Genomic DNA, 26,818 nt, shown 5'->3' on the forward strand with positions numbered 1-26,818 from the left:
CTATTTTTGAATTTGGTATTCATTTTTGAAATCGATTTCCCCAACAAAAAAACCTCCGAACCCAATGGAATCGGAGGTCCTGATACTAAAATCTTGATACTTAATACTTCAAATTAATGCTTGAAGTGTCTCACTCCCGTCATCACCATGCTCATCCCATGGGCATCGCAGTAGTCAATGCTGTCTTGATCTTTGATGGATCCACCCGGCTGTACCACTGCTGTGATTCCCGCTTCGTTGGCAATTTCCACACAATCTGGAAAAGGGAAGAAAGCATCTGATGCCATAACGGCACCTTTCAGGTCAAAACCAAATTCACCTGCTTTGATAATTGCCTGTCTCAATGCATCTACTCGAGAAGTTTGTCCTACACCTGAAGCGAATAGCTGAGAATCGTTGCTCAACACAATCGTATTAGATTTGGTATGCTTGCAGACTTTAGCTGCAAAAACCAATGCATCGAGTTCTTTATCTGAAGGAGCAACTTTGGTCACCACTTTGAAATCTTCCTTGCTTTCCGTAGCCAAATCCTTGTCCTGCTCGATCACACCGTTCAATAAGGTCTTGATCATTTTGGTGCCTGGCAAAGCCATTTTTTGGCGAAGAAGAATACGGTTCTTTTTGCCTTTCAAAACTTCCAAAGCCTCCTCGGTGAATTCCGGAGCAATCAATACTTCGAAAAACAGGGAATGCATCTCTTCGGCAGCTGCTTTGTCTACTGTTTTATTCGTTACTAATACACCGCCAAAAGCAGAAGTGGTATCTGCGGCAAAAGCTTTCTGATAAGCTTCTTTTACAGAATCCGCCGTGGCACAGCCACAAGCATTAGTATGCTTCAAAATAGCGAAGGCTGTCTGGTCTGGGAATTCGGCAATCAAATTGACTGCTGCATCTACATCGACCAAGTTATTGTAAGAAAGTTCTTTTCCGTTCAGTTGATCGAAAAGGTTCTCCAAATCACCGTAAAAATGAGCCGCTTGATGTGGGTTCTCTCCATAGCGAAGTGCTTTGGCCTTGCTTTCGGAAACCTTCAATGCAGGGATATTTTCGTTTTGATTGAAATAGTTGAAAATATGCGTGTCGTAATTGGATGACACCTGGAAAGCCTGAGCAGCGAAGTATCTTCGATCTTCTAGGGTAGTGCCTCCGTCTTGTGCTTCCAACTTGGCTTCCAATTCTGCATATTGATTCTTGGAAGCGATGATGGTCACATCTTTGAAGTTTTTGGCAGCTGCGCGGATCAAAGAAATTCCTCCGATGTCGATCTTTTCGATGATATCTGCCTCTGAAGCTCCAGAAGCTACCGTTTCCTCAAAAGGATACAAATCTACGATGACCAAGTCGATGGCCGGAATGTCATATTCAGCCGCTTGGGACACATCTCCTTCATTTTCTCTTCGATACAATATCCCGCCAAATACCTTTGGGTGGAGGGTTTTCACTCTTCCTCCAAAAATGGAAGGGTAGGAGGTCAATTCTTCAACCGGGATGACTTCAGCACCTTGTTCTTCGATGAATTTTTGAGTGCCACCAGTAGAGTAGATTTTTACTCCGTGTTTTTTCAGAAGGGCGATGATAGGTTCGAGATTGTCTTTGTAAAAGACTGAGATTAGGGCAGATTCGATTTTTTTGACAGCCATTTTTTGAATGGATAGGTTTGGATTTCAATGAAGGGGCAAAGGTAGGAAAAAAGGCTTTAAAGCATTAAAGAGATTCGGGTTAAAACTTTGTTAAAGGAATTTGATCACTTTTTTCACGATATCCCAAACTTTGGTATTCGATCTGAGATGAGTTAAAGCGGAAATTACTATTTTGGAATAGAAACAAAATCAAATTCAGTTTTAAGCTTTTGAAGATGAAGTTTACTTTTTTTTGGTTGTTTTTTCTGTCTTTCTGTTTTATTCAAAATACTGCTTTCTCACAGTCGGATACTAATTTGATTCTTACTTTGAAACAGAGACTGGAAAACGTGTCTACCGTCGAAGAGGAGGTAGGCCTGCTCAATGATATAGCTTGGGAATACTACTATCAGAATTTTGACAGTGCGATGTATTACACCAACCTAGCATTGGCTAAATCCGACGAACTGGAGGATGAGTATTGGCAGTCAGTATCGCTAGAGATGAAGGCGATTTTGATGGAAATGTCCGGTCAGTATGAGGAGGCGATTTCTCTGTATTTGGAGGTTATTCCTCTTCGTCAAAAAGCAGGTGGTGAAGGTTTGGAAAATACCTACAACAACATGGCGGCACTTTTTCAAAATCAGCAGAATTACGAGACATCTCTTATCTATTTTAAAAAATCCCTTAAAATTGAGGAGGAACGAAACAATCAAAATGGAATAGCTGCCTGTCTGATCAATTTGGGTATTTCTTACAAAAATTTGGGAAAATTGGATACTGCAGGAGTGCTTTTTCGGAAGGCAAATAAACTCTCAGAAGCGATCAGGGACTCTGTACTAATCGTACACAGCAGCCTCAGCTTGGGTGACTTCTTTTATCAAGAAAATAAGTCAGACTCGGCAACATACTTTTACGAAGTGGCTCGGGATAAAGGGCTTATTATCAATGACCTAAATTCGGTGGGTGTTGCTCTTCAGGGTTTGGGAAATTTGACAATGAAGGAAGGAAAACTCGAGCAGGCACTGGATTATCTGAATCAAGCGGAAGTTTATCTGAATACCGTAAAAAGTTTTCTTGGTCTCAGTAATGTGTACTTTAACAAAGCGAAACTACTCAAAGCCTCAGGTCAGTACCAAGAGGCCTCCACATATTATGACAAATACATCGCGCTCAATGATTCCCTGCGAACGATGGAAATCCTCCGACTGACCGCTGATATGGAACAAAAGTATGAGTCTGAACGAAAGGAGCGACAAATCACCGAACTCGAACTCCAAGCTGCTGAGCAAGAACTGAGAGATCGTGCAAATCGAGCTCGTTTGAGTTATGTGGTCGTTTTAGCTTTGTTATTCTTGTTTTTAGGAGGTTTTTATGCTTATCGCTACCGGACGCAGCGAAAGAATTCCTTGATTTTGTCACAAAAGAATAAAACCATTGAAATAGCCCTAAAAGACAAAGAAGTCTTGCTGCGGGAGATCCATCATCGAGTCAAAAATAACCTACAAGTCGTCAGTAGCCTTTTGAGTATTCAGGGGAGAGAAATCGAAGATGCCAAAGCGCTTGAGGCAGTGAAGGAAAGCCAAAACCGGGTCAAGTCCATGGCTTTGATTCATCAGTATCTATATGGAGAACATGATCTGAAGAGCATCAATATGCAGGAATATGTAAGCCAATTGAGCCAAAATCTATTTGACACCTACCGGCTGGACCGGGACCTCGTTGAACTGAAGCTGGAGATTGAAACTGTTCACTTGGATGTGGATACTGCCGTGCCGGTGGGGATTATTTTGAATGAATTGATCACCAATTCGCTGAAATACGCCTTTCCAGAAGGACAAGGTGGACTTTTGGAAGTTAGTCTTTTCGAAAAGGACAACTGCTTGGTTTTAATAGTGAAAGACAATGGCATAGGACAAAGTACGGGGAAACATTCTGGCACCAATTTCGGAATGAAATTGATTCGTGCTTTTGAGCATAAGCTGGGTGCTGCGATCGAAATAGCTTCTGAGAACGGCTATCAGGTCACCTGTAAAATTTCAAAATACAAAAGAATATGGCTAGAAGATATCGCATCCTGATCGTCGAAGATGAGCCCTTGATCGCAGAGGATATTAGGGGCTATTTGGAGGACAGTGGATTTGAAGTGCTTGGTGTGGCACATGAGGGCGAAGAGGCTTTAGAAATTTTGAAATCCAGTCAGCCGGATGCTCTTTTATTGGATATCAATTTGGGAGATGGGATGGATGGAATTACCCTTGCGGGTGAAATTCGGAAAATCTATGAGTTTCCTTTTGTATTCCTCACGAGTCATGCCGATAAGGCTACTTTGGAGCGCGCCAAGCAAACGATTCCATCAGGTTATCTTTTGAAGCCTTTCGACGGGAATAGTCTCATGACTTCATTGGAAGTGGCTATTTTTAACTTTCAACATACATATCAAAAATCAACTGGATGGGATTTCAAAAAAATCAATGAATTCATACCAAATGCCCTCAGCGATCGAGAGCTGGAACTGATCGAGCAACTTCAAACTGGAAAAACCAACCGGGAAATAGCAGATCAACTTTTTATATCCGTTAATACGGTGAAGACTCATTTGCAGCATCTTTTTGAGAAACTTGATGTTAGTAACCGGACTCAGGCCCTTTTTCGAATCAAGGAACTCCTAGAACAGTAATCATAGCTTTCCAAGTATGACAAAATCACCCAAATGGGTGAGGATGCCAAAAGGTAAGCGATCGATATTGTGTCATCAATTTTTATAAAAAAAGATGATGACCATTCGGAAGTCCAAACTATTCAAATATTCTTTTTCACTGATCCTCTGTGAGCTGAGCGAAAGTGTCCTGCTTTTCTCAGGGGTTTTTCTTTTTGCTTTTGGACATGGGGAAGCCATCGGGGTGATAGGCTTGTTAGATACTTTTTTACTTTGCTGCTTTGCTATCGGCAATGCCTTGGCGGATAGTTACCATAATTTTTACACCAGAGCAAAGCAAAACAGCCGGCTTCCCCTTGCCAAGAGCATTTTCAATCGCTCTTTATGGGTGTTTTTATCTCAGGGATTTAAGGTTTTTCTGGTCACAGCTCTACTTGGGGTTCTACTAAGCGGTTGGATGTCCAGCGAATCGATTGAGATTTTTATCCAAAGTCTTCCACTCTTATTGGTTTTAGTCTTGGTATTCTTTGCAGGACTTAGTCATCATGCCTTGTTAGTTGGGATGGGAAAGCTAAAAGCCGTCGGTATTCTTGCACTCATCTCTATTGTGGTCAATACCAGTTTGATTTTAGGATTGCAGCAGTTTGCAGGTGAAGTATTTGATCCGGTTACCATGGTTTTGATTGCGGGGATTTGTTCGGAGTTACTTTGGCTGATTTTACTCCGCATTCATATCAACTCATTGTTAAGTGGGGTAGAGGTCAATTCAGCACCTTCAGCTAGACTTCAGAAAGTAATCGTCAAAGCTGGTTTTTTGCCAGGGCTGGCAGTCTTCTTTTTCTACTTGTTCACTTATTTATTTATGGGGTATCTGACGATCTGTTGTGCAGCTTCCGAGGTGATGTATTTTTCCATGGTGTTTGCACTTTGGAGCGTAATGATGGCTCCAGCCAATGGTGCCTATGAGGCAGCATTGCATCTTTTCTCGCAGGAGTGGAATTCTGGAAATCTTGAACGATTCGAAGCTATCAAGAGATCAGTGACAAGCTTATCATTCCTTTTGAGTTTGGGAGTTTTTTTGGCCCTTTCCTGGGTTCTGATTTATACCATGCCTGGAGATCCATACTTGTGGTTAATATTGATATTGCTACCCTTATTGGCTCTTCTAAATAACCGAACAAAATTTGGGTTTTTATCCCTTTTTGTTCAGATCCGCATCAGTCGCTACTCTAGCTTGAAGGTGGTCTATGCGGGAATTGTAATTCTTACCTTGATGGCTTTCGCCATATTTTTTCAAGTAAATACACTTATTTTGATTCTTGCACTTTTGGTGGGGCAGGCTACTTTGTGTTCCTTACTATCCAGAGAAATTTGTTGGTCCAGCTTTGTGATTCCCCAGTTTTTAGGTTTGCATGGCGTGAATAGGGGAGTTTCAGGAGGGTAGATCAGATTGATACCAGCTCTCTTCTTGATAATCCTTAAATCGGGATCTCCATTCCCTATTCCAAATGATCATATAATGATCGCTTTTTTGCATGGCACGGTACCCGAAAAGGTGTAGGATAGGCTTGGCTAGAAATTTTGCAATTCGTAAATCCACACGCATTGCATCTTTTTCTGGAGATGCCCATTGCACTCCTGGTAGCCAAGTGATAAGTCGGTCTAGTTTTCTTTTCCGAAGAAAGGCAGATAGGCTTAAAAATAACTGGGGTGTTTTCCGAATCAGGAAAAATCCATCTCTGCCTTGAGCTTGATAAAGTGGCATAAAAATCTGTGTGTTTTTCGGCGAATGCACTGCTTTACCCCCAGAAATAGCAAGTTTTTCACCCTTTGTTACCTCCTGAAAACTTTTAAATCCTGGATTCATTTTGAATTCACTCTCAGGCTCAACCTCAAATCGGAAAAAGATCTCATAGAATTCCTGGAAAGATCCATATTCCTTCTTCCAGACATTCAAACTCTCCTCGACGTTCATGGTTTTGGAGTCACAACTTCCTGCAAAAGCAAGAGAAAGCTGAATGAATCGTTCATGGTTTTTGACAGAATTAGGGTCAGTGTGCTGACCTCCTTCAAAGCCAAAGGACACAAAACCCAACTCGTTGATATAGGAAAGCATCGGTCCTTCGATATATTCCTCAATGCCCAAAATAAGCGGTAGGGGATACTGCTGCGCAAAAGCACGATTGATCAGACTGTCATTGACAGGGATAAAAGGGATGGACTGGCTGGAAGTCGTGTGTAAGTCGAAAAAATACAGAGGGCCTGATTGGTTTCGAATGATTTCCTGAATCAGGGCAAATAGCTCCTCTAATTCAATTTCATCTTCATTTTCGGGTTGGAAGTTGTCTTTTGAAAGTGCCTCAATATTTTTTTTAGTCCAAAGTCGATTAAGGTCATTCTCTTCAAATCGCTTCCCCTTTTGAAGTGCTCGGAGATTTCCGGCTAGAGCTGTTACTTTTCCCTTTAAGGGGATTTTTTCCTTTCGAATTTTTTGAAGGACATTTCTCAAGGCCCAAACCCCCGAAGGTTCATTTCCGTGAATTCCGGCAAAGAAGATTAGGTGTGGTCCAGGCAATTGTCCCTCTATTTGGTCTATGATGCGATCAAAGTCAAAATCAGTTTGAATAGGTGGGCTTAGCTCAGACACTTTTGATGTTTTCCAAATCCTTAGTAGTGATAATTCCGACGAGATAGCCGTTTTGAACTACCGGTAAGCAGCCAATCTCTTTTTCTTTCATTAGTTCAATGGCTTCCGTTATTGGGGTGGAAGGTTTTGCAACAATCACCTCGTTTACCATGATATCCTTTGCAAGAAGCTCGGAGGATGTATCATGGATTTTATCCCAAAACTGCCGTAGATGACTATAAGTAATGATTCCGACCAAGCGTTCTCTATTATCCACAATGGGCAGGTGATGAATCCTATTCCAATGCATAAATTCCAGCGTCAATTTGGCTGAATCCAAGGAATCGCCAGTTACAAGCATTGTGGTCATGATATGCCCAACTTTCCCGGCTTTAGTTTCAAAAGCTTCAAATTGATGGGTTTCCGGCCATTGGTGAACAGGCGTTTCATCTTGTTGATTCTCGTAGATGGCTTGAGTCAGGGCTACGATAGCATCATCGGTTTTGTGCTTCTTTTTGAGATTTCTGAAGTTTTTGATCATCCATTGTGATCCTGTTTGCTTCTGGCATCGGTCTCGGATGATTCCGAGATACTTGTCTATACTATTTTGGGCAAGTCCCATTTTCTGCAGGCCGTCAGCTGCCAAGGGAAGCAGTTCCTTTAGGATTAATTCGCTTGCAGGGATACTTTTTCCCATCCAGTTTAGGCAGGTTTCATTTCCATAGCGTGCTGCCCTTACAAAATTGGATTTTGCCTCTTCAAACTCCATTTGCTCGGGAAGAATATCATATTCCTTTGGTCTTCCCTGCATCAAACCAGACCAAAAGGCAAAGTTTGCAATTTCATCTCTTGCTGTGGGGCCTGCCGGAATGTATCGGTTTTCAATCCTCAATCCTGGCTTACCATTAAGCACCCCGTAGCAGGGTCTGTTCCAGCGATAGATGGTGCCATTTTGGAGATTCAGCGCCTTGAGTTTGGGGATTCTGCCTGCTTCCAATTCTCCCAAAGCATTTTGCTCGATTTCCTTCGTGAGTAGAATTCGATAGCTAGAAAGCTGTTTTTTGAAATAATCTACGATGTTTCCCTTTTCCCAAGAGTTGCCAAATGAAACTCGCGCTTGCTTTGTAATATGTGCTTTAGAAACTTTTCGCGTATCGATGCTTTGCTGGAAAAGCGCGATTCTTGTTTCGTTCCAAAGCTCCTTTCCCAAAAGGAGTGGTGAGTTGACACAGACTGCCAAAACAGGCCCTGAAATCGCCTGAGCCCAGTTATATGCCGATTCAAAATCATCAGGCTGGATCTGAAGGTGCATTTGAAAACTTGTATTGCAGGCTTCAAACATGACCGAATCATGGACAATAGAAAGCTCATCAGCACCCATAAAACTCATCCGGAAATTTCCTCCTCGGGCTTTCCGCATCAGGGTATTCAATGCCAAATAGCGTGGGTTTTCGGTCATATATTCGAGACTGAGTTCGTCCATGGATATCGTTGGAAGGATTCCAGTGAGTAGAACTCGTTCTTCAAATTTTGCACTGCTTTTTTTGGCTTTTTCCAGTAATTCTAGCAACTGAGATTCCATCTCCTCGAAGCAATTGCCTTCGAAAAGGATTGGATCCAGATTGATCTCCAGATTATACTTGGCTAATTCGGTTGTGAAATGTTCGTCCTGTACATCTTCCAACACAGCCGCTGCTTGATTGGAGGGACGGTAATGTTCATTGATCAGGCAAAACTCCTGTTCTGCTCCTATTCGAGTGACTCCTTTTTCCAGCAGGTCTTTTTTTACGAGCTGATCTAATGCCTCCAGATCCTCTAGAAGATGATTTATAAAAAGGTTTCTTGCCTGTGCATTATTATCTAAACTGACCTGATGATCTCCCATGGGTGAGCTAAATTAACTGAAATTGAATGATAAGTGGAGGACCTATCTAGGAATCAAGTTCATAAATGATTTTATAAAATTCAAGCGAGGTCTAACTTTAGAGGTTTAGGAATATTTATATCTTAAAAAAGAAATGTATAAGCCGCGTACATATTCATGCTTCAGAACAAAATTTTTTCTTCATTAAAAAAAGGTGGGGATCGATTTCCCCACCTTTCTGGTTTCTTTATGAAGTTGAATTCAATTACCCATTCGCTTGTAGGCTACAACGATAAATTTAGCCTCCGTTTCACCAATATTTTCCAATGCATGTTGGCAGGCTTCATGCCAGTGGATGTCACCAGCTGCAAACTGTTTTTCACTTTTTCCTTCCTTGTCGGATTCATAGGCGATTTGAAAATCTGAAACTGAATAGATCATCCTATTAATTCCAGCATGCATCGGGATGCTAGCTCCAGAAGGCAAGCTTACTTCTGTAACCTTGAATATATCATTATCTATTAAAACCTTGGTGTAGTCAGATGATACGGTGTTGACATCATTATTTACTGAATTTCCTTCACAGCTAGGCAGTTCGGTATTTTTCTTAGTGAATACCAGCCATTCTGCGGCGGTCGTTCCGTTGTTTTTGGCGGCATGATCACCTGCTTCATGAAAGTGAACATCACCTTTTTTCCAGGACTGTTCCCCTTTATTTTCCCCTTGTTCTTCCCATTCGATGGTGTAATCATTCAAGGAGTAAATGATTCTATTTTCCCCTTCGTGAGAAGGTTGGGAAGTACCTGGGGCTAAGCTGACTTTCATGACTTTGGCAAAGTCATTTTCAAAAACAAGCTCATGGCCAAGTTCCATGGTTTCTTTGACTTCCTCTGTGACATTCTCGTTAGTGCTCGTATTTTGATTTCCACAAGCAGCTACTGACAAAGCAAGGGCTAGGACGCCCAGCTGATGATAAATTGATTTTTTCATAGTAGTATTTATTGGGTTGATTTTAAATTAAATGGTAATCTTAATCCGAAAGTAATATTTCTACCTATCATGTTCAAGCCCAGGGGCTTAGTGACTGACAAGTGGTCAATATAGGTCTCATTGGCCAGGTTGCTTCCCGCAATGAATAGATCCAAGTCTTGTTTTCCTAGGGGTAGGCTTGCCCCGAGTCTTGCATTGAGTAAAGTATAAGCAGGGGTGCTAGCCTCATTTTGGCCAGTTCGAGATTGCTCAAAGAAGTTCATGACTTCTATGGAGAAGAATGGCCTCTTGAAAGGGCCAATTTGGTTTTGTTGAAATTTCACTTCTCCAGTCAATCTATCCTGAGGCGTAAAGGTAGGATGCTCAATACCTTCCAAATTATTTTTGATATCCGCCCGAATCATGCTGTAACTACCATGAACGCCTATCCATGTGACTGGATGTATATCCAGTGCAATTTCCCCTCCATACAGGTTTGCATCATCTTGTACATGTTGGAATATTTTTCCGCCTCCAATAGGAGCATCTTCATTCGTCATCACTAAATAGATATAATTGTCTATTGTATTGAAAAAGGGAGCGATATTTAAAGTTGCCCACTGAGTGTGTAAATGGTAGGTGAAATCGATCTGGTAATTGCTTTGAGCATCTAAATCTGGATCACCTCTTTCAAATCTGCCTCCGTGAATTCCATTTTGTGTAAGCTCAGGAATGTTTGGTGACCTGAATCCCCTTGCAATGTTGGCTTTGAAAAACTGGTTTTCAGTAAAGTTGTAGATTAGCCCTACTGAGCCGTTGATGTTATTATAGGTATTATCAACTTCAAATCGATCAGTATTTTCTGTGGCTACCGGAAAAGATTTCATGTTTCGGTAATCATATCGCAATCCGGAAGTAAGAATGATGTTTTCTGAAAGCTGAAAATCTCCTATTGCATAGAAACCTAGGTCATTGATTTTTGCATCAGGCATAGGGATGTTAGCTTTTTCTTCATCAGCTTCATTATTGATTATTGCCCCATTTATCCCAAAAATGAAATTATTGTCACCTGAAGGCATGATAAACTTCGTGTTGTAGGTAAGCGTATTTAGCTGCATGGAAGTTACAGTAGGTGTTAGTAACTCACCTTGAGGGTTAATCCCTCCAGCCACAAGCTCCCTGATATTGGACTGGTATCCCAAATCAACGCTTAATGTGTTTTTTCCTAGAAATACAGTATTGTTGGAGGTTATTAAATGGTTTTGCAGATCTTGATACCATACTTCATTTTTTCGGTCTTCGATCAATAACCTTGAGGCTAAAGGACTGGAAAAAAGATTGATTTGTGGCTGATTCTGAATTCCATACTTCGCGTCTGTAAAGTTATAGTTGAGCGTGAAAAGCCCCCGATCTGAGCGGAAACCAGAATTGAAATTCAGGTTTCCTTCATTTAACCTGGTATTATCAACGATATTTTTGTCTCCATCTGTGAAGTCTTTATGAGACTTAATACTTCCTCTGAATCCGAAAAAGAACTTATCCAAACCAATTCGAAGACCTAGACTATTGAGTAATCCATTAGTATTGGAGTGATACTGCGAAATGATATCTCCATCAATGCTGTTTGGCTTGGCTGGACGCTCCCTGATGACATTGACCACTCCTGCTACTGCATCCGAACCATACTGAAGAGAAGCGGGTCCTTTGAGGATTTCGATATGGGAAGCAGTGTATTCATCGACTAGAAATGGATGATTGGACGAAAATTGAAAAGCTTCCTGCTTGATTCCATTATTCAGAAGAACCAAATTGGTATTGGAGAGTCCTCGGATAATCGGTTGACCTCCTCCCAATCCGAAGCTTGAAAAATAGACCCCGGGTGTTCTGGAGATTGATCGGGTCAGCGTAGGCTCACCAAAGCTCACCATTTCTTCTTTCCTGACCACTTCGATAGGATAGGGGACTTCATCTTTTTCCTTCATAAAACCTGCCGTGATAGTGATTTCTTCAAGTTCAAGCGGGGATTCTTCCAATTGAATATCGAGCGAATATTCAGTGGAAACTTCCGGTTGGAATTCTATGGTCCTGACCTGGGTTCGATAGCCAACATAAGTGAATTCTAAGGTGACTACCTTTAGGTTTGAAGGTACATTAACTTGATAGCTGCCATCTGCTTGACTTACAGCTCCTGATTGATTTTGGTATAAAAGCACATTGACGCCGGATAATGGCAACCCTTCGAGGTCGGTGATTTTGCCTTTGATTAGGTTTTGAGCCTGAATCTGAAAAAAGGCTACTGAAAGGATAAGGAGGAGAAATAGCTTTCTAAACATCTTGGATAAAAATTTATAGTTATGGGTTAGGTTTTTATTAGTGTTATTCGCAACATAGTTGCAATAAAAACAATGAACCATAATCGTATAAGGACAAAAGTCACATAGTCAGACTTGAAGGGAGGTTAGATGGTTGTTTCGGAGACGATTATTTGATATTCTTTTAGGCCTTGATCTGAAAAGTATATTTGAGTTCCAATTTCAAGCTCATCAAACGGAAGCAGAGAACAATGCCATCCTGTATTTAGCTTGTTTGTCCTAGAAGTATGTGCCTAATTATCTAAATCGGTTTTCTGGTATTTAAAAGTAGTATTGAATCTGGTTTCATTAGGAGAGATTGTCTACTACATCCAGGATACAATTTTCTATCAAAAAATAGAGCTTAGCCTTAAACTATTTTTTCAAAAAACTGAAAAGAAGAATCCCGATACTGAGTATAGTGCAAAAAAATAAGGCAAACTTAGAGTCGCTTTAGGAGGCAATAGTAGCCCCAATTCCAATCCCCAAGATCAAAAAAGCGCCAGCAATTGCTAAATACCTTTTGGGACTGATGGTGAGTTGTCCTATTTTTATTGGTCTCAGTTTCATACAGCGCGATTTTTTATTTATTTCTTAGTGAAAAGCCATGAGAGTCCATAGAAAGTTAAAGTTAGAAGGCTTGCTATTCCAATACCATAGCTGAACCTCCAAAACCATTGCATGGTTTGGCCCGGACCCTCAAAAGAAAGATTTCCAACGATTAAAAAGGAAATTGGCACCCAAAGAATCGCTAAAAGAATCAGCAGTTTTAATAAGCCAGCGAGAAAAGTATGAAATAAAGTTCTAGGCTTTCTTAGGCTTTCCACCCCCCAATAAATCGATAAAGGAAGAGCAATGATTCCTATCCAGGTGATGGGAGTTCCCATCGGGATTTCCCCTTTGGCATCCAAGGGAAGCGTCAGCAAAGGCGACCCAGTGACCAGAAGGGTTAAAACACTAATCGTAAGGATTAGACAGATCAGGAAGTATGTTTTTCTTTTGCTGATAATTAGAGTGATTTTTACAGCAATTGATCTCTTATTTGATCAGACTCTCAATCACCTCAGGAAAGTATCGATGCTCAAGTGCATGCACTTTTTGGGCGATATCCTCTGGAGTATCGGCGGGGTCTATGGCTGTGGCTGCCTGAAAGATGATTTTTCCTTCGTCGTAGTTTTCATTGACTAGATGAATGGTGATGCCGGTTGATTCATCTCCAGCTGCTTTGACCGCTTCGTGAACATGCATTCCATACATTCCTTTTCCCCCGTAGTTGGGTAGGAGGGCAGGATGGATATTCACCATTCGATCAGGAAAAGCCCGAATCAAGTCTTCCGGGATTTTCAAAAGAAAACCAGCCAAAATCACCCAATCGATCTTTTCTTGTTTCAATTTCTCCAGTAGCTTTCCTTCCTGCATTTCCTTTCTTGAAAAAGTAAAGGTGGGTACCTGAAATTTTTTAGCTCGCTCTAGAACAAAAGCATCCATTTTATTTGAAGCGACCAAGGCAACAGAAGCTTTTTTACTTTTTTGAAAGTGCTCCATTATTTTCTCGGCATTGGAGCCGCTACCGGAAGCGAGAATGGCTAATCTTTGCACAGTGCTGTTTTTATTTGCAGGGCTAAATTAAGAAAGGCCGCCTTAGAAAAAGAGCGGCCTTTGAAATCTTTTTGAAATTAATATGCGGGGAATTCCTGCTGTAATCCATGAAAAGAGTCGATCATCTCCCAAGATGGACGGTAGAATTCTTGCTGTACACGACCATTGATGATGCCATCTAGGATAAATTGAAGGGCAGCATTCAGTCGGGAATCTCTGGTATCGCCCCAAGGAATATTCGGACTATCACTGACGGAGAATGTAGCAGGGAATCCTTCGAAATATTCAGCTTTGCCCTCTGCATTCGCTGTGGCAAAAGTGATGGGTACTAGTTCAACATCGTTTTCAGCCAAGGTGCGGTTGTATCGGGATAGGGGAAAAGAGCCTACAGGTTTGCCGAAGGTATTGTCTCCAATCAAGACCAAATCCATGTAGGGATCGAGAGCATTGATCACCAATTCGGAAGCGGAGGCAGAACCACGGCTCGTAATGAAAATTACTCGGGATAGGTTCAGCGAACCGATTTTAGAGAAGTTTTCTGACTGATTTAGCTCTGATTTATCCTCGTTCAGTTTATTGGTGTACATCACTTTCCCGGAGTTCGAGGACTGGATCAAGTAATTGAGGATTTGTTCGGCGACAGCCACCGAGCCCCCGCCATTGTATCGTAGGTCTATGATCAATTCATCAATCCCCTCTCCGGTGAAATAGTTCATGGAGTTTTCTACCTCCTGACTTCGGGTAGGAGTGAGCCCAGCCGTGGCTTTGAAGCTTTGATAGACCCAGTACCCTACTTTTTTATTTCCTATGGGGTAGACATTTTGGTAGAGTACCGAATTGGATTGATATTCTGCTTTGGTATTCGTCCGAGTAGTCGTGCTGCCATCGGGAAGTCGGAAGGTAAAGGTATTGCTGATCCCTGGGTCTGGAGGACCTAAATCGAAATTGTATCCGCCAGAGGAAGTTTTGTAGTCGGCAAGAGGTTTTCCGTTGATTTCGATGATTTCCCATCCTCGCTGCCAGCCATCTTTCCCAGCTGGTGCTTCGTCGAACACAAAGGTCAGGAATAGACGCTCATCTTGGTCAAAAGCAAAGCCGAAACCATGTCCCGCATTTCTTCCTACAAAGGCATTCTGAAACGCCTCTTGCGTGGTAATATATGAAAAGCGGTCTAGCGGCTTGTAAATAATATCTTCCAACAACAGCTCATTGCTCGGGTAATTTGCGGTGTTAATTTCGCCAGGAAGCTCCATATTCCAGAAATACCATTCCTGCATGGTCGAGAATATTGCATCCTTCACCACATCAGACTGCGGGTTTGGAGTTGGGTCATCTGTCGTTTGACAGGACCATATTCCGAAGACCAGCAATCCAAGAATCCATCTTATTTTCCTCATATCCATTGATTTTATGGTATTTACGAAATATCCTTTGAAGCGGATGTCATTAGATCGCGATGTCGTACACTTTTACGATTTTCCACATAGATGAATATTTATCAATAAACTCCAAGTGCAAGGGGTCTTTTTGATAGGCTAATTGGTCCTCGAGGCTATCGAAAAAGAGCGTGCAGGATACTTGCCATGAATGATCGACCACATCTCTTTTTTCGGTATCAGCAGGGGTGCCGGCGATGAATCTTCCTACAGTTTTGCATTTTCCCAGCATGGGTACTGCCGCTGTTAGGAATTCTTGGGTGTCATTTTCATCATGTAACCAAAAATAAACTTGGTGGATCATCGGTTGTTTTTTCATGTTTTGTGCAATTGAGTTAATAGGTAAGAAAGCAGCTGCAGAGGCTGCGGAAATAGTTTTTAAGAAATTCCTTCGTTGTGTCATGCTTAGGCTTGTTGAATGGCTAAAGATAAACTTTCTGCAGAATTTGATATTCAATAGCGGTATTCAATTTTCAGAATCAGCGGTAAGAGCTTGAAGGATTTAAGGATATCTCGACAAAGGCATTGCTTTTTGATATAAAGCCAGTCTGTAAAATTGCACAACTAATTTCCAGCTAGCTTTTCCCTGTATTTTTTATCCAGGGTTTTTGCAAATGCTGTTTTATCATTTCGAAGTGACTCCATGGATTCTCCGTTCACAATACTGGGGTGGAGGTCTCGCAAATGGGCATCGCTCCAAGTAGCAAGTTCCACAAGGATAGGCGTCAAGGCCAGCCCCTTTTCAGTCAATAAGTAAAGATTGGTCTTTTTATTTCCCGGTCGTTTTGTTTTGATGATGATTCCCACTTCCTCCAAAAATTTGAGTTTGGCGGATAGAATATTGGTAGCAATTGCTTCCTCACTTTCTGCAAAGTCTTTGAAAGTCTCTTTGCCTTCAATAAGCATCTGCTTGATAATCACCAATATCCACTTGTCTCCTAGAATGTCCAAGGCTGAAGTAAAGGGACAATCACATCTGAAATCCTGTCGCATCTGATACGTCTTTTTTGAAAATTACTTGCAAAATGAAATTTATTTTCATTAATGCTTGCAAATTGAAAGTAATTATTTACTTTTACTTGCAAATCAAAAGTAATTAATTCCAATCAAATGAAAAAAGCAATCACTGTATTTCTGCTGGCAGGTATCCTCGCTTCCTGCGGCATGAGTCAAAGTAAATCAATAGACGAGGATGATTCTTCAACAGAAAAAACAATGAATAACAAAGAAATTGTGGGCACCTTCTTAGGAGCTGTTGCCAAGCAAGACGCTGAGACCATGCGCCAACTTGCAAATGCTGATTACATTCAGCATAATCCATTTGTGCCGACTGGATTAGAACCTTTTATTGGTCTACTGCCCGTTTTAAAGGAAAATGGGACCTATGCCGAAAACGTGCGGATGTTCCAGGACGGAGACTTTGTTTTTATGCACAACATCTGGAAAAATGCCAAGCCTTTTGGAGCAGATGAAATGGTGGCTTTTGATATCATCCGCGTGGATGAGAATGGCAAAGTGGCCGAGCATTGGGATGCAATGACAGTCTTAGTGAAAGAAACAGCCAGCGGAAGGACCCAGACCGACGGACCAACTACTGCGGAAGATTTAGACAAGACTGAAGCGAATAAGAAATTGGCTATTTCGCTTGTAGAAGATGTCCTGATGGGTAAAAATCCAGAGAAGATTGGTGAATACATCAGTTCTGAAGAATATCATCAGCACAACCCACAAATCAAAGATGGATTGACTGGCATTGTGGAAGCGGTAGAATATCTAAGTTCACAAGGAAATATGTTTAAGTACACCAAAATCCACAAGGTATTGGGAGAGGGAAATTTTGTACTTACAGTGAGTGAAGGCGAATGGAATGGGGGTAAGAAACACGTTTTCTATGATTTATTCCGGATGAAAAATGACAAGATTGTAGAGCATTGGGATGTGATTCAAGAAATCCCTACAGAAGGATTGGCACATACAAACGGAATGTTTGGATTTTAATCAGCCTCAGGAATTTCGAATAAAATCCAGAATGAATCACTCAAATTCATTCTGGATTTTTTTTGATTTGGCATCCCAAAAGCATTAAATAAAAGACTATTCAAAGCCTCTTTATAGCCATTCGAAACCAAAGCCAGTAAAGAAGTGAAATTTCTTTATAAAACCCTTTATCGACCAAAAAATGTGTAACCCCACAAGGGTGTGGGGCCTTCTAATCGAGAGAGCTTATTGAAGGATCTGAGTTGGAAATGTCTACAACATTCTTCCAGACTCCATTTTCTTGTTTTTTCCAGATTTCAACCCCCTTGTTAAAAACTGTGCGGGTATTTCCCAAAGTATCTGTCGGCATGGTCATGTAATTTTTGATAATGACATATCCCAAATCCCCGCTTTTTGAAACAAATGCTTCTTGCGGTTCCCAATAGATTTCGAAACCTGGGATTTTCATAGATCGCTCCACCATTCCTCGAAGTGCTTCAATTCCCACCACTGAAGCCTCATTAGGTGACATCACCATCGCATCATCTGCCCAATAAGACAACATTTTTTCAACGTCCCTGTCTTTAACAGATTTAGCCCAAGATCTGGAAAGTTCCATTAGCTTTTCTGCTTCAGCCTCTTGGTCAATGGTAGTTTGCTTACATGCCGTAATGGTAAATAGAATAGCAGATACTAAAATGAGTCGATTAAGTTTCATAATGTCTCGATTTAGATATTAAACATTCACCCCTAAATGCCAAGGGATGGTACAAGAGCGATGGCAAAAAAACACCCAACTCTAGGTATGAATATACTTAATTTATTGAAAAAAAGTGGGTTAAGGATATGCTCCGACGCGACCCAATAAGTTTAAGGGACACGATCTGGTTTGTACCAAAGAATAAAAGAAGAAGCTTAGCATAAACACGGACGTTCTATCTATTCATTCCTTTGATTTATTGTCAGCATATACCGACAATCATTTCCTTTGCACTTTTGTGTGAAATGTGTACTTATTTTCACATTACAATTGGTAATATGCCAGCAATTACAGGCATTCAAGCTTGACCTAAAGAACATGGTCAATGTTAATTACTCCCAAATTCAATGAGAAAAACACCGCTATTATTGGTCCTGATATTCTTTTCCTTAACTCCTTATGCAATTAGTCAAACGTTAATCGGTAATACCAGCCCTCCCAATAAACTTCGGGTCTTTATTGATGGCTGCGAACGAAGAGATGGGGGCTGTGATATGGATTTTATCAGAACAGAAATTACGGCAGTGGACTTCTACAGGGATAATCAACTGGCTGATGTATTTGTGCTTATCAATAATAATGAATCTGGTGGAGGAGGACGACAATACCAACTCATTTTCATAGGTCAACAAAACCTTCATGCAGGTAGGACAGACACTCTTTATTTGAATAACAAACAGACGGACACCGACTTTGAAGTACGTGAAAAATTGACCCGATATATCAAATTAGGTTTGGCTCCATATGTAGCGAAGACTAAGGCAGGGGAGATAGTTGATATCAACATGAAGACTAGCCCTAGCGTTCTTGAAGAAACTGAGCTGGAAATGGTTGATCCCTGGGATTATTGGGTTTTTAATATTGGTAGTGATGCCAATATTGAATTGGAGGAATTAAGCAGAGATATCAATTTTGGTGCGGATATCAATGTCAACCGGATCACAGATGATTGGAAGATCAATATATCCGGGAGAATAAATGAAAGGCTGAGAACAACGGTTCAAAGAGTGCCAAGGGTTGACGGGAATGGAAATTCGGTTCTTGATGAAAATGGCAACCCCATTATCGACGAAGTTGAGAGTGATTTTGATGTGTCAGAATTTGGATTTGGGCACCAGTTGGTGAAGTCTATTTCGCCCCAATGGTCTTACGGATATGATTTGGATGGTCGGCAGAACACTCGCTTCAATTACCAGTTTCAAGTCAGCTTCAGACCGGCAATTGAGTACAATTTCTTTCCAGAATCAGAGCAAAATTCTAGGTTTCTTCGATTAAACTATGGGGTTGAGGTGAGGAATAATACCTATGTCGAAGAAACGATTTACGGTTCAAATCAAGAAACCAGAGCACTCCAAAGTTTGAGAGCCAGTCTAGGATTAACTCAACGATGGGGAAATCTACAAGTTGGCTATCGTCTGAGAAACTATCTGGATGATTTTAGCTTTTGGACCACCGGTTTGAATGTTAGTGCAGAAGTCCGGGTGACGGGTAATTTTTCTTTTTATGTACGGGCAGAAGGTAACTACGTGAAGGACCAGATTTATCTGGCATCAGGAGATTTCACCGAACAGGATATTTTGAGTGGGAGAGTCACTCTGCCCTCAGCCTACACCATCGATACGAGGTTTGGGTTTAATTACCGTTTTGGTTCTAATCTCAATAACTTCGTGAATCAACGATTCTTCGGAAGAGCGAATTTTGTTGGGAATGATTGATCATTCGGTTGATGCAATATTTCCCGTAGCTATTATTTCTTTTTCTGTTTGATCGGTACTCGTGTCAAAAATTATAAGTCCTTGATTATAGGCATCAAGTTGTTCCATTAACTCACCTTTTTTGTTCCAAACACCACTTAGTCCAGCACTCATGAAGTTATCACAATGCCCAACACAATTTGACATCAATATTGGCGTGTTAAACTCCTTTGCAATGGGAGGAAAGTATTGGTATGCTTTTTCAATTCCGCCTATTGGTTTGGCTACACTTGCAATGTAAATATCGGCTCCTTGGTTTTTTGCATTTAAGAAATGCTCTCTTTGCAATGTCTCATAGCAGATTCCTACGGCGATTTTTACTCCATCGATAGTTAAAAAGGTTTGGCTTTTACCACTTACAAAATAAGGGAGCTCGTCTGAATGCAACATTTGTTTGGCATAAGTTACCCTTTCCTTATTTGGCTGAAAAATCAGCATACTGATATTGATTCCCTCGATTGCTTTTGTTGGTATTCCGATTCCAATAGCTATTTCATTTCTGTTGGAAAGTTCTTGAAATGGATCAAAAATATTGCTCTTGGTGTCTGTTGCTAATTCCTTGGCTAAATCAGGTTCGTAGTTTGTAATAGACAATTCGGGAAAGATGATCAAATCAGCTTTTAATTTGATTGCATGCTCAATTAACTCCAAATGGCTTTCAATATTCCTTCGGATATTTCCTTTTTCGGATTTCGTTTGTGCAATGCAAACCTTCATCTGTTTGTCATTTGATTTTTAAATGCCACAACCTGTCCCGTAGCGTCGGTCGGAATGGAGTCCCTGCCTGCCGGCTGCCAGGCTTCTACTCTTTTGGCTCGGCTAGGTGTCGGTCGAAGTATTCGATCATCTTGCCAAACAGGTATCGATCGTAATTCGGCTCACGACTCCATCCATGCGTTGCTCCCGGTGCAAATGCAAAGTCGAAGTCCTTACCCTGTTTGATCAGTTCTTCGGCTAACACTGCTATTGTCTTAAATGGCACTACATGGTCCTGCATACCGTGGATAAATAGGATTTTATCCTCCAAATTGCCTGCATACTTGAGGGCTTTTCTTTCGAAGATCTCCGGATGTGTCTGTGGGGTACGTACAATCGCCACGTCGTCCGTGCCAAAGAACATCGGGTCCACAGCTGCAGCAGCAGCAACACCCACCTGGAATAAGCCTGGCTTCATCAACAGCGAATAAACGGAGAGTGTACCCCCGTAACTGCTGCCCCAGATGCCGATGCGGTCGGGATCGACAAAATCCAGTGACTCCATGTAGGCTACGGCACTCGCATAATCCTCAATGTCCTGGTCGGCAAAGCCCAGCAAGAACTCCTCGCGGAATGCCCGGCCATAACCGTTGCTACCGCGTGAATCCACCTGCACGATAATATATCCTTTCTTGACCAAGAGCTGCTGTACGAGGCTGTAGTTGCCGGCCCAGCGGTTTCTCGCAGTATTCGAATACACGGGCCCAAAGATCACAGGATACTTTTTGCCGGGCTGCATGTTGGTAGGTTTCAGAATCCGGGCATGCAGTGTGTAGTCATCTACAAGACTGGGGAAACTAACATATTCCGCAGCCGTCCAGGTTCGCTCTGTGAAGGCGGGTAATGGCGACTGGGTTATCTGCCTAGCATCACCACCCTCGCTGCTGACCACGTAAAGTTCGGGCGGTGAGGTGTCGTTGCTGTGCATGAAAACTAGGTGCTTGCCATTTGGTGAGGGATAGCCCACGTTCTGCCCAGAAAGATGCGTCACCTGCTCTGGATCACCACCGGATATTTTCAATCGATAGACGTGTTGTTCGTAGGGATTAACGCCGTTGCCGGCATAAAACAGGGCGTCACCAGCAATGCTAGGGGAGGACAGCACATCGTAGGATGGATCTGTCAAAAGTTGTGGAAGATCTCTTGATGGCGAGGCGTCGATGGTATAAAGACCATAACGGTCACCTATATCGCTTAAGAAAACGACCTGCTGCCCATCGGGATGCCAGGTAGATCCAAAGGAAGTGTACATGCGGCTTTCTCGAACACCTCGCCAAATCTCTCTTAGTTGGCTTGCTCCGGGTGCAAGGACATACAACTTACGTTCAACTGCCGTGTCGGTTGCGATATCCACCAGCAGCGCACCCTCTGGTGACCAATTGAAGTCGATGACCTGATTGGCATGGGGCTCCGGCAAATCGAGGTAGGTGATGTTTCCGCTTTCTACTTCGAGTAGGCCAACCCTCCGAATCTCGTTGGGATCCCCGGGATAACTTCGGCGTACCTCGTTGGGGTTGGTTTCGGAAGCGAGGTAATCCGGGAAGGGTACTTTTCGCATCTCGCGTCGGTCAACCACGTGAATGGCGATGGTTTTGCCATCCGGGGACCACTTGTAAGTTGGTCCACTCCAAATGCCTGGGCCGATTTCACGTTCAGGTCGGCTGTAGCGTCCTTTAGCTAAGCTTGAGAGACTGGCAATGCCGATCTCGGTGAGCTGGCGATTCTGTTTGGAAGAGAAGTCAGCAAGCCAAAGATCGCCGTTGCGGATATACGCCGCCTGCTTGCCGATCGGCGATATCGAAAGGTTACTTGCACCTGCCTCGACAGGCATCAACTGAAGGTCGACTCCTTGGCTGAGCGATGTTTGCCATAGATTGTCTCCACGTAGGCTAAGGATGGTATTTGCGTCGGTCCAGACCATATCGCGAACTGAGGGGGAATCCGTATTGGAAATGAGGTCTACTTCCAGCCCATCGCTAGTGGATACCCAGAGCCCTCGCCCAGGATTTCCCGGTTCACTCCAGGAAAAAGCAAAGTGCTCACTGTCTGGTGCCCAGACAGGCTGAGAAGGGCTTGTTCCCGTTAGTTTTGGTGTTGCGAAGATTTCATCAAGCGTGAGCTCAGTTTCCTGGGCTAGGAGGGTAGCGGGCATCGCCATCAGTAAGGCTGCCAGGAGCCATGTTTGCCAAAAAGAGATCTGTTGCATTTGTTTGCTTTAGTAAAGTCTAGTAAAATAATCTTATCCTGATCAAATCGTGCTTTCCTTGTTGGAACGCAAATTTTCTATAGGACTTAAAATTCCGATTTTTTTGTTCACTATCTTTTATTTGTTAAAGGTTTTGCCAATGCGAAGTGTCCCGGAGGGCATGGCGTGTAGGTGATGTTAGCGGCTTTTTTCTTTCACGATTTCAATGATGGTTTGATTAAATTTCTCAGCCTCCTCATCCGCTAATTCATGTCCTGATTTTTCAAACCAAATGTATTTTTTTTCTGGAGCTGTCATTTTGTTTAAATGGTTTTCTGCCACTACACTAGGTAGGTTCCAGTCATGACGACCACCGAGGAAATAAACAGGCAACTCTAATGCTGTGATATCTGAAATATCCGTGGTAAAGGCTACGCCATCCATTCGAGCCGAGGTGTAGTTAAAGGCTTCAAACCAGTCATAATCTTTGTAATCTTCATACATCGTTTCCGCTTGCTCAATTTCTTTGGCAATAGCCGTATCGTAAACCGTCCCACCATATTTTACAACCAACTCATACTTGCTCATAAAGCAATCCAGAATGGTAGCACAAACGGTGCTATCCTTTTTTTCGATTAAATCCAACTTCTCGATTGCTGCTGTATCTTTTCTTTGTTGGGCTTGTTCCTTCAACCATTGCATCGAAACGTCCCAGCTTTCTGCTACACTTATTACCTGGGCAACACCAATATAGGCGTAATAATCATCTGGATATTTTTCGGCTAGTTTAATTCCGATTACACTACCGTAGGAAAAGCCCACAAGAAATATCTTCTCTCTGTTGAATTTCTTTTTTAGATACTGGGTCAACTCATGTGCATCATTGACCAAACTCTCAGGACTCAAGTTTTTTGGATTGGGATTACGGATAAAAGATTGCCCGCTACCCGCTTGATCCCAGGAAACCAAGATCATTTCTTCCGTCAATTCAGCATTAAAATATCTCAGATGCGGTGTCTGAGGCCAGCCTGGTCCACCATGAATAAAAAGCAAAACAGGCAAGTCTTCAGAGGCCCCGGTCATTTCCACATATTGTTCTTCACCACCTAATTCGACAAAAGTTTTTTCTTGAACCCTTCCCATGCTTTTATTGGTTTGGGTATCCTTATTATCCTGATTTTGACACCCAAAGAGGATGATTATGAATAAAAGTGCTATAGTATTTTTCATCTTTTTTGTTTTTTCATAAGTGCTGATAACGTTTTATGGTATGGTGTCGTGCGGGATTACGAGGCGATTTCCTATCAGTTTACACCGACTTTGTTTACGAGCCACAAACGCTCGAAAACCTCTGAAGCCCGCATGCACTATACCATGTGTTGCCAACAGTTATTCTTTATTTATCATATTTTTAATCTCAATATTCCAAGACTGATTTTTATATTTTCCAGCTACGAGTTCAGCGTGATAACTTTTCTTAGGTTGAAAAATAATCAATCCATCTTTTATTACTACTTTATCAACTAATGAATACAAATCTTCATAATCAAGAATGTCCGTAATTGTCTGCTTAGTATTATTTTCTTTCTTGTCAGTGTATTCAATTATCAATGTAGACTTATCATCATTTGGTCGAATTTGGAAATTTAGGTCAATCCGATATTGACTCGTCTCTTTTGTTATGTATTTAATCAATAAACACTTATCGTATTTATCTATCAAATCCTTTACATTTTTAATCAATTGAATTTTTAATTCGTCAGTTTTATAAATCCAATTTAAAACCTTAAAAGTTATCTCCTTAATTTTTGCGTCTTTTTCAGAATCAGTCAAGTTATTGAATACGGAAGCCTTTAAACCATAATCATAGTATTTTATCTGCTTATCCAAAAACAGAGGGCTCTCATTTATCTCGTTATCATTGAGTATTTGTGAAAGATTTATATAAATATGGTCAAATTCTCCTGAAATAAATCCGAACTCATTTAGCTTTCTCGCAATTCTCTGTCCGATGTATTTTGTATCTGGCGAATTCTGATAAATATTCCCAATCATACCATCAAATTTTCCGTGGTAGTCGTCAGGTTTTATCTCAAAATATCGTATATCTTTTAGTACTCTATTATCCATGTAATACGGATTTTTTTAATTGTTGGCAACGGGATTCAGCTTGGAGACGCCGGGCATTCGGGCTACTTCTCTTCCAGCCTACTCCTAACTTCTTAAAGATACTAAACTTTCAATTTACTCGGAACCGCCCGCTGTCTTCCAAGGTGATGTTGGACTCAGTTATTTTTAGGTACAGTATTAGTATAACGAATGCCTACCACCATCTAAAGGAGTTTATCTAAACTATTGTAGTCAAAGTTCGGGTTCATCATTCATATTTGAATTTTCTGAATATTAGTATAGTCAATTAAGAATCGAGCTTTGTATCCAGCCTTCCTTTTTTTATTCTTTCAACAGTCAATCTTTCCCCCTATGGACATGAATGTTATTGAAAGTTAGGACCAAAATATCTGACATTATTAGCAGTTTAAATGAATATTTTGTAATTACTTAATTTAATAATTGTTTAAATCTTTTAAAACGAGGTAACAAAAAAGTACATACCTGCCAAAAAAGACACTATTCCTGCATAGTAAATATTTACGTTTCCCATGTTAAAATCATCTCTTTTATATGCTTTATCCCTAATTTGAATAATAAAAATAATTATTGAAATGAGAATGAGTAATATTCCTATAAGCATGTTAAATATATCCATGGTCAATTTAATTTATTACCTCAACTTCTACACTATAAGCAATTATCGTTTTGACCTGTTTAAGAAATTTTTCAATACTATTACTCCCATATCTCGTGCTTCTTCTTTGCCATTTTGTAATTGAGTCCAACGGTCCGGCTATGCGTAGTGCGGGATTAAATAGCTCTTCACTGTCCGCCTACCGATCTGTTTGTAAATATTCATTGACTTTCAATTTAGCACCAAAACCCGCATTACGTATAGCTTTTGTTGGGCTTTCGTACTTTATTTTTCGATAAATCCTTTCAATATTTCATTCACTTTCTTTGGTTTTTCCATCATAAGAAAATGATTTACACTATCCATCTCAATATAGGTCAAATTAGGAAACTGCTTCCTTAATAGGTTTTCATTATCAGGTACTAATTCATCAGTTTTTGCATAAATAGAAATTGTCTGATTCTTGAGTATTTTCTTATCCCAATATTTTTGATCTATTAAACTTTTCATTGACTGATAACCTACCGTCTGAGGTGTTTCAGTCATTGTTGAAATAATATAACTTCTTACGTCTTCTGGGGTTGATTCTGTGATAAAGCCATTACAAAACTGCTCTACATTCTGCTTGTAATCTTCAACATTGAACATATTGGCAAATTCGGTCAAGCCTTCTTCGTATTGATTACTTTCTATACTGTCAGTTGGAAAGTCAAAATACACGCCATCAATATTGACCAGTATTGCAGTTTCAGTATTCAATTGTTTCAAGACTTCTATTGCAATAGGTAGTCCCATACTATGAGCCACCAATACAGGATTCTTTATTTCTAAATCGCGGACTAGCTCTGATACAGATTGAGCAAATAAATCAATGGTGTAATCCTGTTCGACTTTGTCGCTTTGTCCATAACCTGGCAAATCAATAAGCACTAAATGATATTTATCTTTGAAGTAGTCAAACTGATATTTCCAAGTGTTCAGGTCACACCCCCAACCGTGTATGAAAATCAACGATTTTGCGCCTTGTCCATATTCCTTATAATGAACTTTAGAATCATTGAGTGTAATGTAACTGGAAGATACGCTATCAAGGGTCTTTTCACTTAAATCACAAGAAGCGATGAATAGGAAAAGGATTATGGTTGATATCTTGAAAATGCTATTCTTCACTTAGTTATTTGTTTTGTATGAAGCCCAACGGTTAGTATAAGAGCAGTAGCGGATTTAATGATCTGACCTTTCGGATAGCAAGATACTTAATTAGATGCAAAACCAGTTCGAGTTTACACCCAAACCGCTATTGCTTTTATACAATGTTGTAAGCTGGCTTTTTTCTTTTCAAGACGTGGTATATCTCTTTTATATTGATCATTTTAGTTGTCTGTTTACCGTCTGTAGGCTTTCGTTTCGGCAGGGTTTAAAAATTTTATAAGGAAAGGAAATTTTAAAAAATAATTTTTATTTGTGTGGTAAAGGTGTAAGCTCTTTTGCAATTTTTGGTTTGTGCGTTGGCTTGT

The 26,818-nt window shown here is 41.0% G+C and carries 20 protein-coding genes; 5 read left to right on the forward strand and 15 right to left on the reverse strand.

Annotation, left to right across the window (positions count from 1 at the left end):
* Positions 1 to 113: 113 nt before the first annotated feature.
* Positions 114 to 1,640: a bifunctional phosphoribosylaminoimidazolecarboxamide formyltransferase/IMP cyclohydrolase gene (purH, locus tag CDH51_RS17815; protein ID WP_100629906.1), complete on the reverse strand. Its 1,527-nt coding sequence runs from the start codon at positions 1,638 to 1,640 to the stop codon at positions 114 to 116.
* A 308-nt stretch (positions 1,641 to 1,948) separates the two neighbouring features.
* Here purH and CDH51_RS17820 point away from each other — a divergent pair, with 308 nt between their 5' ends.
* The 3 genes from CDH51_RS17820 to CDH51_RS17830 all read left to right on the forward strand — a co-directional run bounded on the left by CDH51_RS17820 (position 1,949) and on the right by CDH51_RS17830 (position 5,722).
* Complete coding sequence (locus tag CDH51_RS17820) at positions 1,949 to 3,700, forward strand: tetratricopeptide repeat-containing sensor histidine kinase (protein WP_198514345.1); 1,752 nt, start codon at positions 1,949 to 1,951, stop codon at positions 3,698 to 3,700.
* The gene (locus CDH51_RS17825) at positions 3,676 to 4,299 is read left to right on the forward strand and encodes a response regulator transcription factor (protein WP_100629908.1); all 624 of its coding nucleotides are present in this window, start codon (positions 3,676 to 3,678) and stop codon (positions 4,297 to 4,299) included. Before CDH51_RS17820 ends, CDH51_RS17825 begins: the two co-directional genes overlap by 25 nt.
* A 94-nt stretch (positions 4,300 to 4,393) precedes the next feature.
* Entirely contained in the window at positions 4,394 to 5,722 is a 1,329-nt protein-coding gene (locus CDH51_RS17830) for a hypothetical protein (protein WP_100629909.1), read from the forward strand.
* On the opposite strand, the gene CDH51_RS17835 is transcribed toward CDH51_RS17830, so the two are convergent.
* The 8 genes from CDH51_RS17835 to CDH51_RS17875 form a co-directional block, all read right to left on the reverse strand.
* A complete protein-coding gene (locus tag CDH51_RS17835; RefSeq protein ID WP_157807164.1) occupies positions 5,711 to 6,925 on the reverse strand; it encodes a succinylglutamate desuccinylase/aspartoacylase domain-containing protein in 1,215 nt (404 codons plus the stop codon). The genes CDH51_RS17830 and CDH51_RS17835 overlap by 12 nt on opposite strands.
* Complete coding sequence (locus tag CDH51_RS17840; protein ID WP_100629911.1) at positions 6,918 to 8,789, reverse strand: CBS domain-containing protein; 1,872 nt, start codon at positions 8,787 to 8,789, stop codon at positions 6,918 to 6,920. The genes CDH51_RS17835 and CDH51_RS17840 overlap by 8 nt, the downstream gene beginning before the upstream one ends.
* Positions 8,790 to 9,029: 240 nt before the next feature.
* Complete coding sequence (locus CDH51_RS17845) at positions 9,030 to 9,758, reverse strand: hypothetical protein (RefSeq protein WP_100629912.1); 729 nt, start codon at positions 9,756 to 9,758, stop codon at positions 9,030 to 9,032.
* 8 nt (positions 9,759 to 9,766) lie between these two features.
* Positions 9,767 to 12,070 carry a TonB-dependent receptor gene (locus CDH51_RS17850; RefSeq protein WP_198514346.1) on the reverse strand — a complete coding sequence of 768 codons (2,304 nt, stop codon included), beginning with the start codon at positions 12,068 to 12,070 and terminating at the stop codon, positions 9,767 to 9,769.
* A 1,056-nt stretch (positions 12,071 to 13,126) separates the two neighbouring features.
* Entirely contained in the window at positions 13,127 to 13,687 is a 561-nt protein-coding gene (purN, locus tag CDH51_RS17860; RefSeq protein ID WP_100629915.1) for a phosphoribosylglycinamide formyltransferase, read from the reverse strand.
* Between the two features lie 77 nt (positions 13,688 to 13,764).
* The gene (locus tag CDH51_RS17865; protein WP_100630127.1) at positions 13,765 to 15,084 is read right to left on the reverse strand and encodes a S41 family peptidase; all 1,320 of its coding nucleotides are present in this window, start codon (positions 15,082 to 15,084) and stop codon (positions 13,765 to 13,767) included.
* A 49-nt stretch (positions 15,085 to 15,133) separates the two neighbouring features.
* Positions 15,134 to 15,442, reverse strand: coding sequence for a Dabb family protein (locus CDH51_RS17870; RefSeq protein WP_232724854.1), 309 nt, complete (start codon positions 15,440 to 15,442; stop codon positions 15,134 to 15,136).
* 245 nt (positions 15,443 to 15,687) lie between these two features.
* Entirely contained in the window at positions 15,688 to 16,116 is a 429-nt protein-coding gene (locus tag CDH51_RS17875; RefSeq protein WP_100629917.1) for a winged helix-turn-helix transcriptional regulator, read from the reverse strand.
* 117 nt (positions 16,117 to 16,233) lie between these two features.
* On the opposite strand from CDH51_RS17875, the gene CDH51_RS17880 reads away from it, so the two are divergent.
* A complete protein-coding gene (locus tag CDH51_RS17880) occupies positions 16,234 to 17,121 on the forward strand; it encodes a nuclear transport factor 2 family protein (protein WP_100629918.1) in 888 nt (295 codons plus the stop codon).
* Positions 17,122 to 17,332: 211 nt separating this feature from the next.
* Here the strand turns inward: CDH51_RS17880 and CDH51_RS17885 are convergent, their stop codons facing one another.
* Positions 17,333 to 17,818: a YybH family protein gene (locus tag CDH51_RS17885; protein ID WP_100629919.1), complete on the reverse strand. Its 486-nt coding sequence runs from the start codon at positions 17,816 to 17,818 to the stop codon at positions 17,333 to 17,335.
* Positions 17,819 to 18,207: 389 nt separating this feature from the next.
* Here CDH51_RS17885 and CDH51_RS17890 point away from each other — a divergent pair, with 389 nt between their 5' ends.
* Positions 18,208 to 19,575, forward strand: a complete 1,368-nt coding sequence (locus CDH51_RS17890) for a hypothetical protein (protein ID WP_198514347.1) — start codon at positions 18,208 to 18,210, stop codon at positions 19,573 to 19,575.
* Here the strand turns inward: CDH51_RS17890 and CDH51_RS17895 are convergent, their stop codons facing one another.
* The 5 genes from CDH51_RS17895 to CDH51_RS17920 all read right to left on the reverse strand — a co-directional run bounded on the left by CDH51_RS17895 (position 19,576) and on the right by CDH51_RS17920 (position 26,471).
* Entirely contained in the window at positions 19,576 to 20,331 is a 756-nt protein-coding gene (locus CDH51_RS17895; protein WP_100629921.1) for a carbon-nitrogen hydrolase family protein, read from the reverse strand.
* Between the two features lie 85 nt (positions 20,332 to 20,416).
* Positions 20,417 to 22,576, reverse strand: a complete 2,160-nt coding sequence (locus CDH51_RS17900; protein ID WP_100629922.1) for a S9 family peptidase — start codon at positions 22,574 to 22,576, stop codon at positions 20,417 to 20,419.
* 177 nt (positions 22,577 to 22,753) lie between these two features.
* Positions 22,754 to 23,785: an alpha/beta fold hydrolase gene (locus CDH51_RS17905; protein ID WP_100629923.1), complete on the reverse strand. Its 1,032-nt coding sequence runs from the start codon at positions 23,783 to 23,785 to the stop codon at positions 22,754 to 22,756.
* A 159-nt stretch (positions 23,786 to 23,944) separates the two neighbouring features.
* A complete protein-coding gene (locus CDH51_RS17910) occupies positions 23,945 to 24,685 on the reverse strand; it encodes a hypothetical protein (RefSeq protein WP_100629924.1) in 741 nt (246 codons plus the stop codon).
* Between the two features lie 901 nt (positions 24,686 to 25,586).
* Positions 25,587 to 26,471, reverse strand: a complete 885-nt coding sequence (locus CDH51_RS17920; RefSeq protein WP_100629926.1) for an alpha/beta fold hydrolase — start codon at positions 26,469 to 26,471, stop codon at positions 25,587 to 25,589.
* Between the last annotated feature and the right edge of the window lie 347 nt (positions 26,472 to 26,818).

The sequence above is a fragment of the Algoriphagus formosus genome (genome assembly GCF_002807035.1).
Classification (GTDB): Bacteria; Bacteroidota; Bacteroidia; order Cytophagales; family Cyclobacteriaceae; genus Algoriphagus; species Algoriphagus formosus.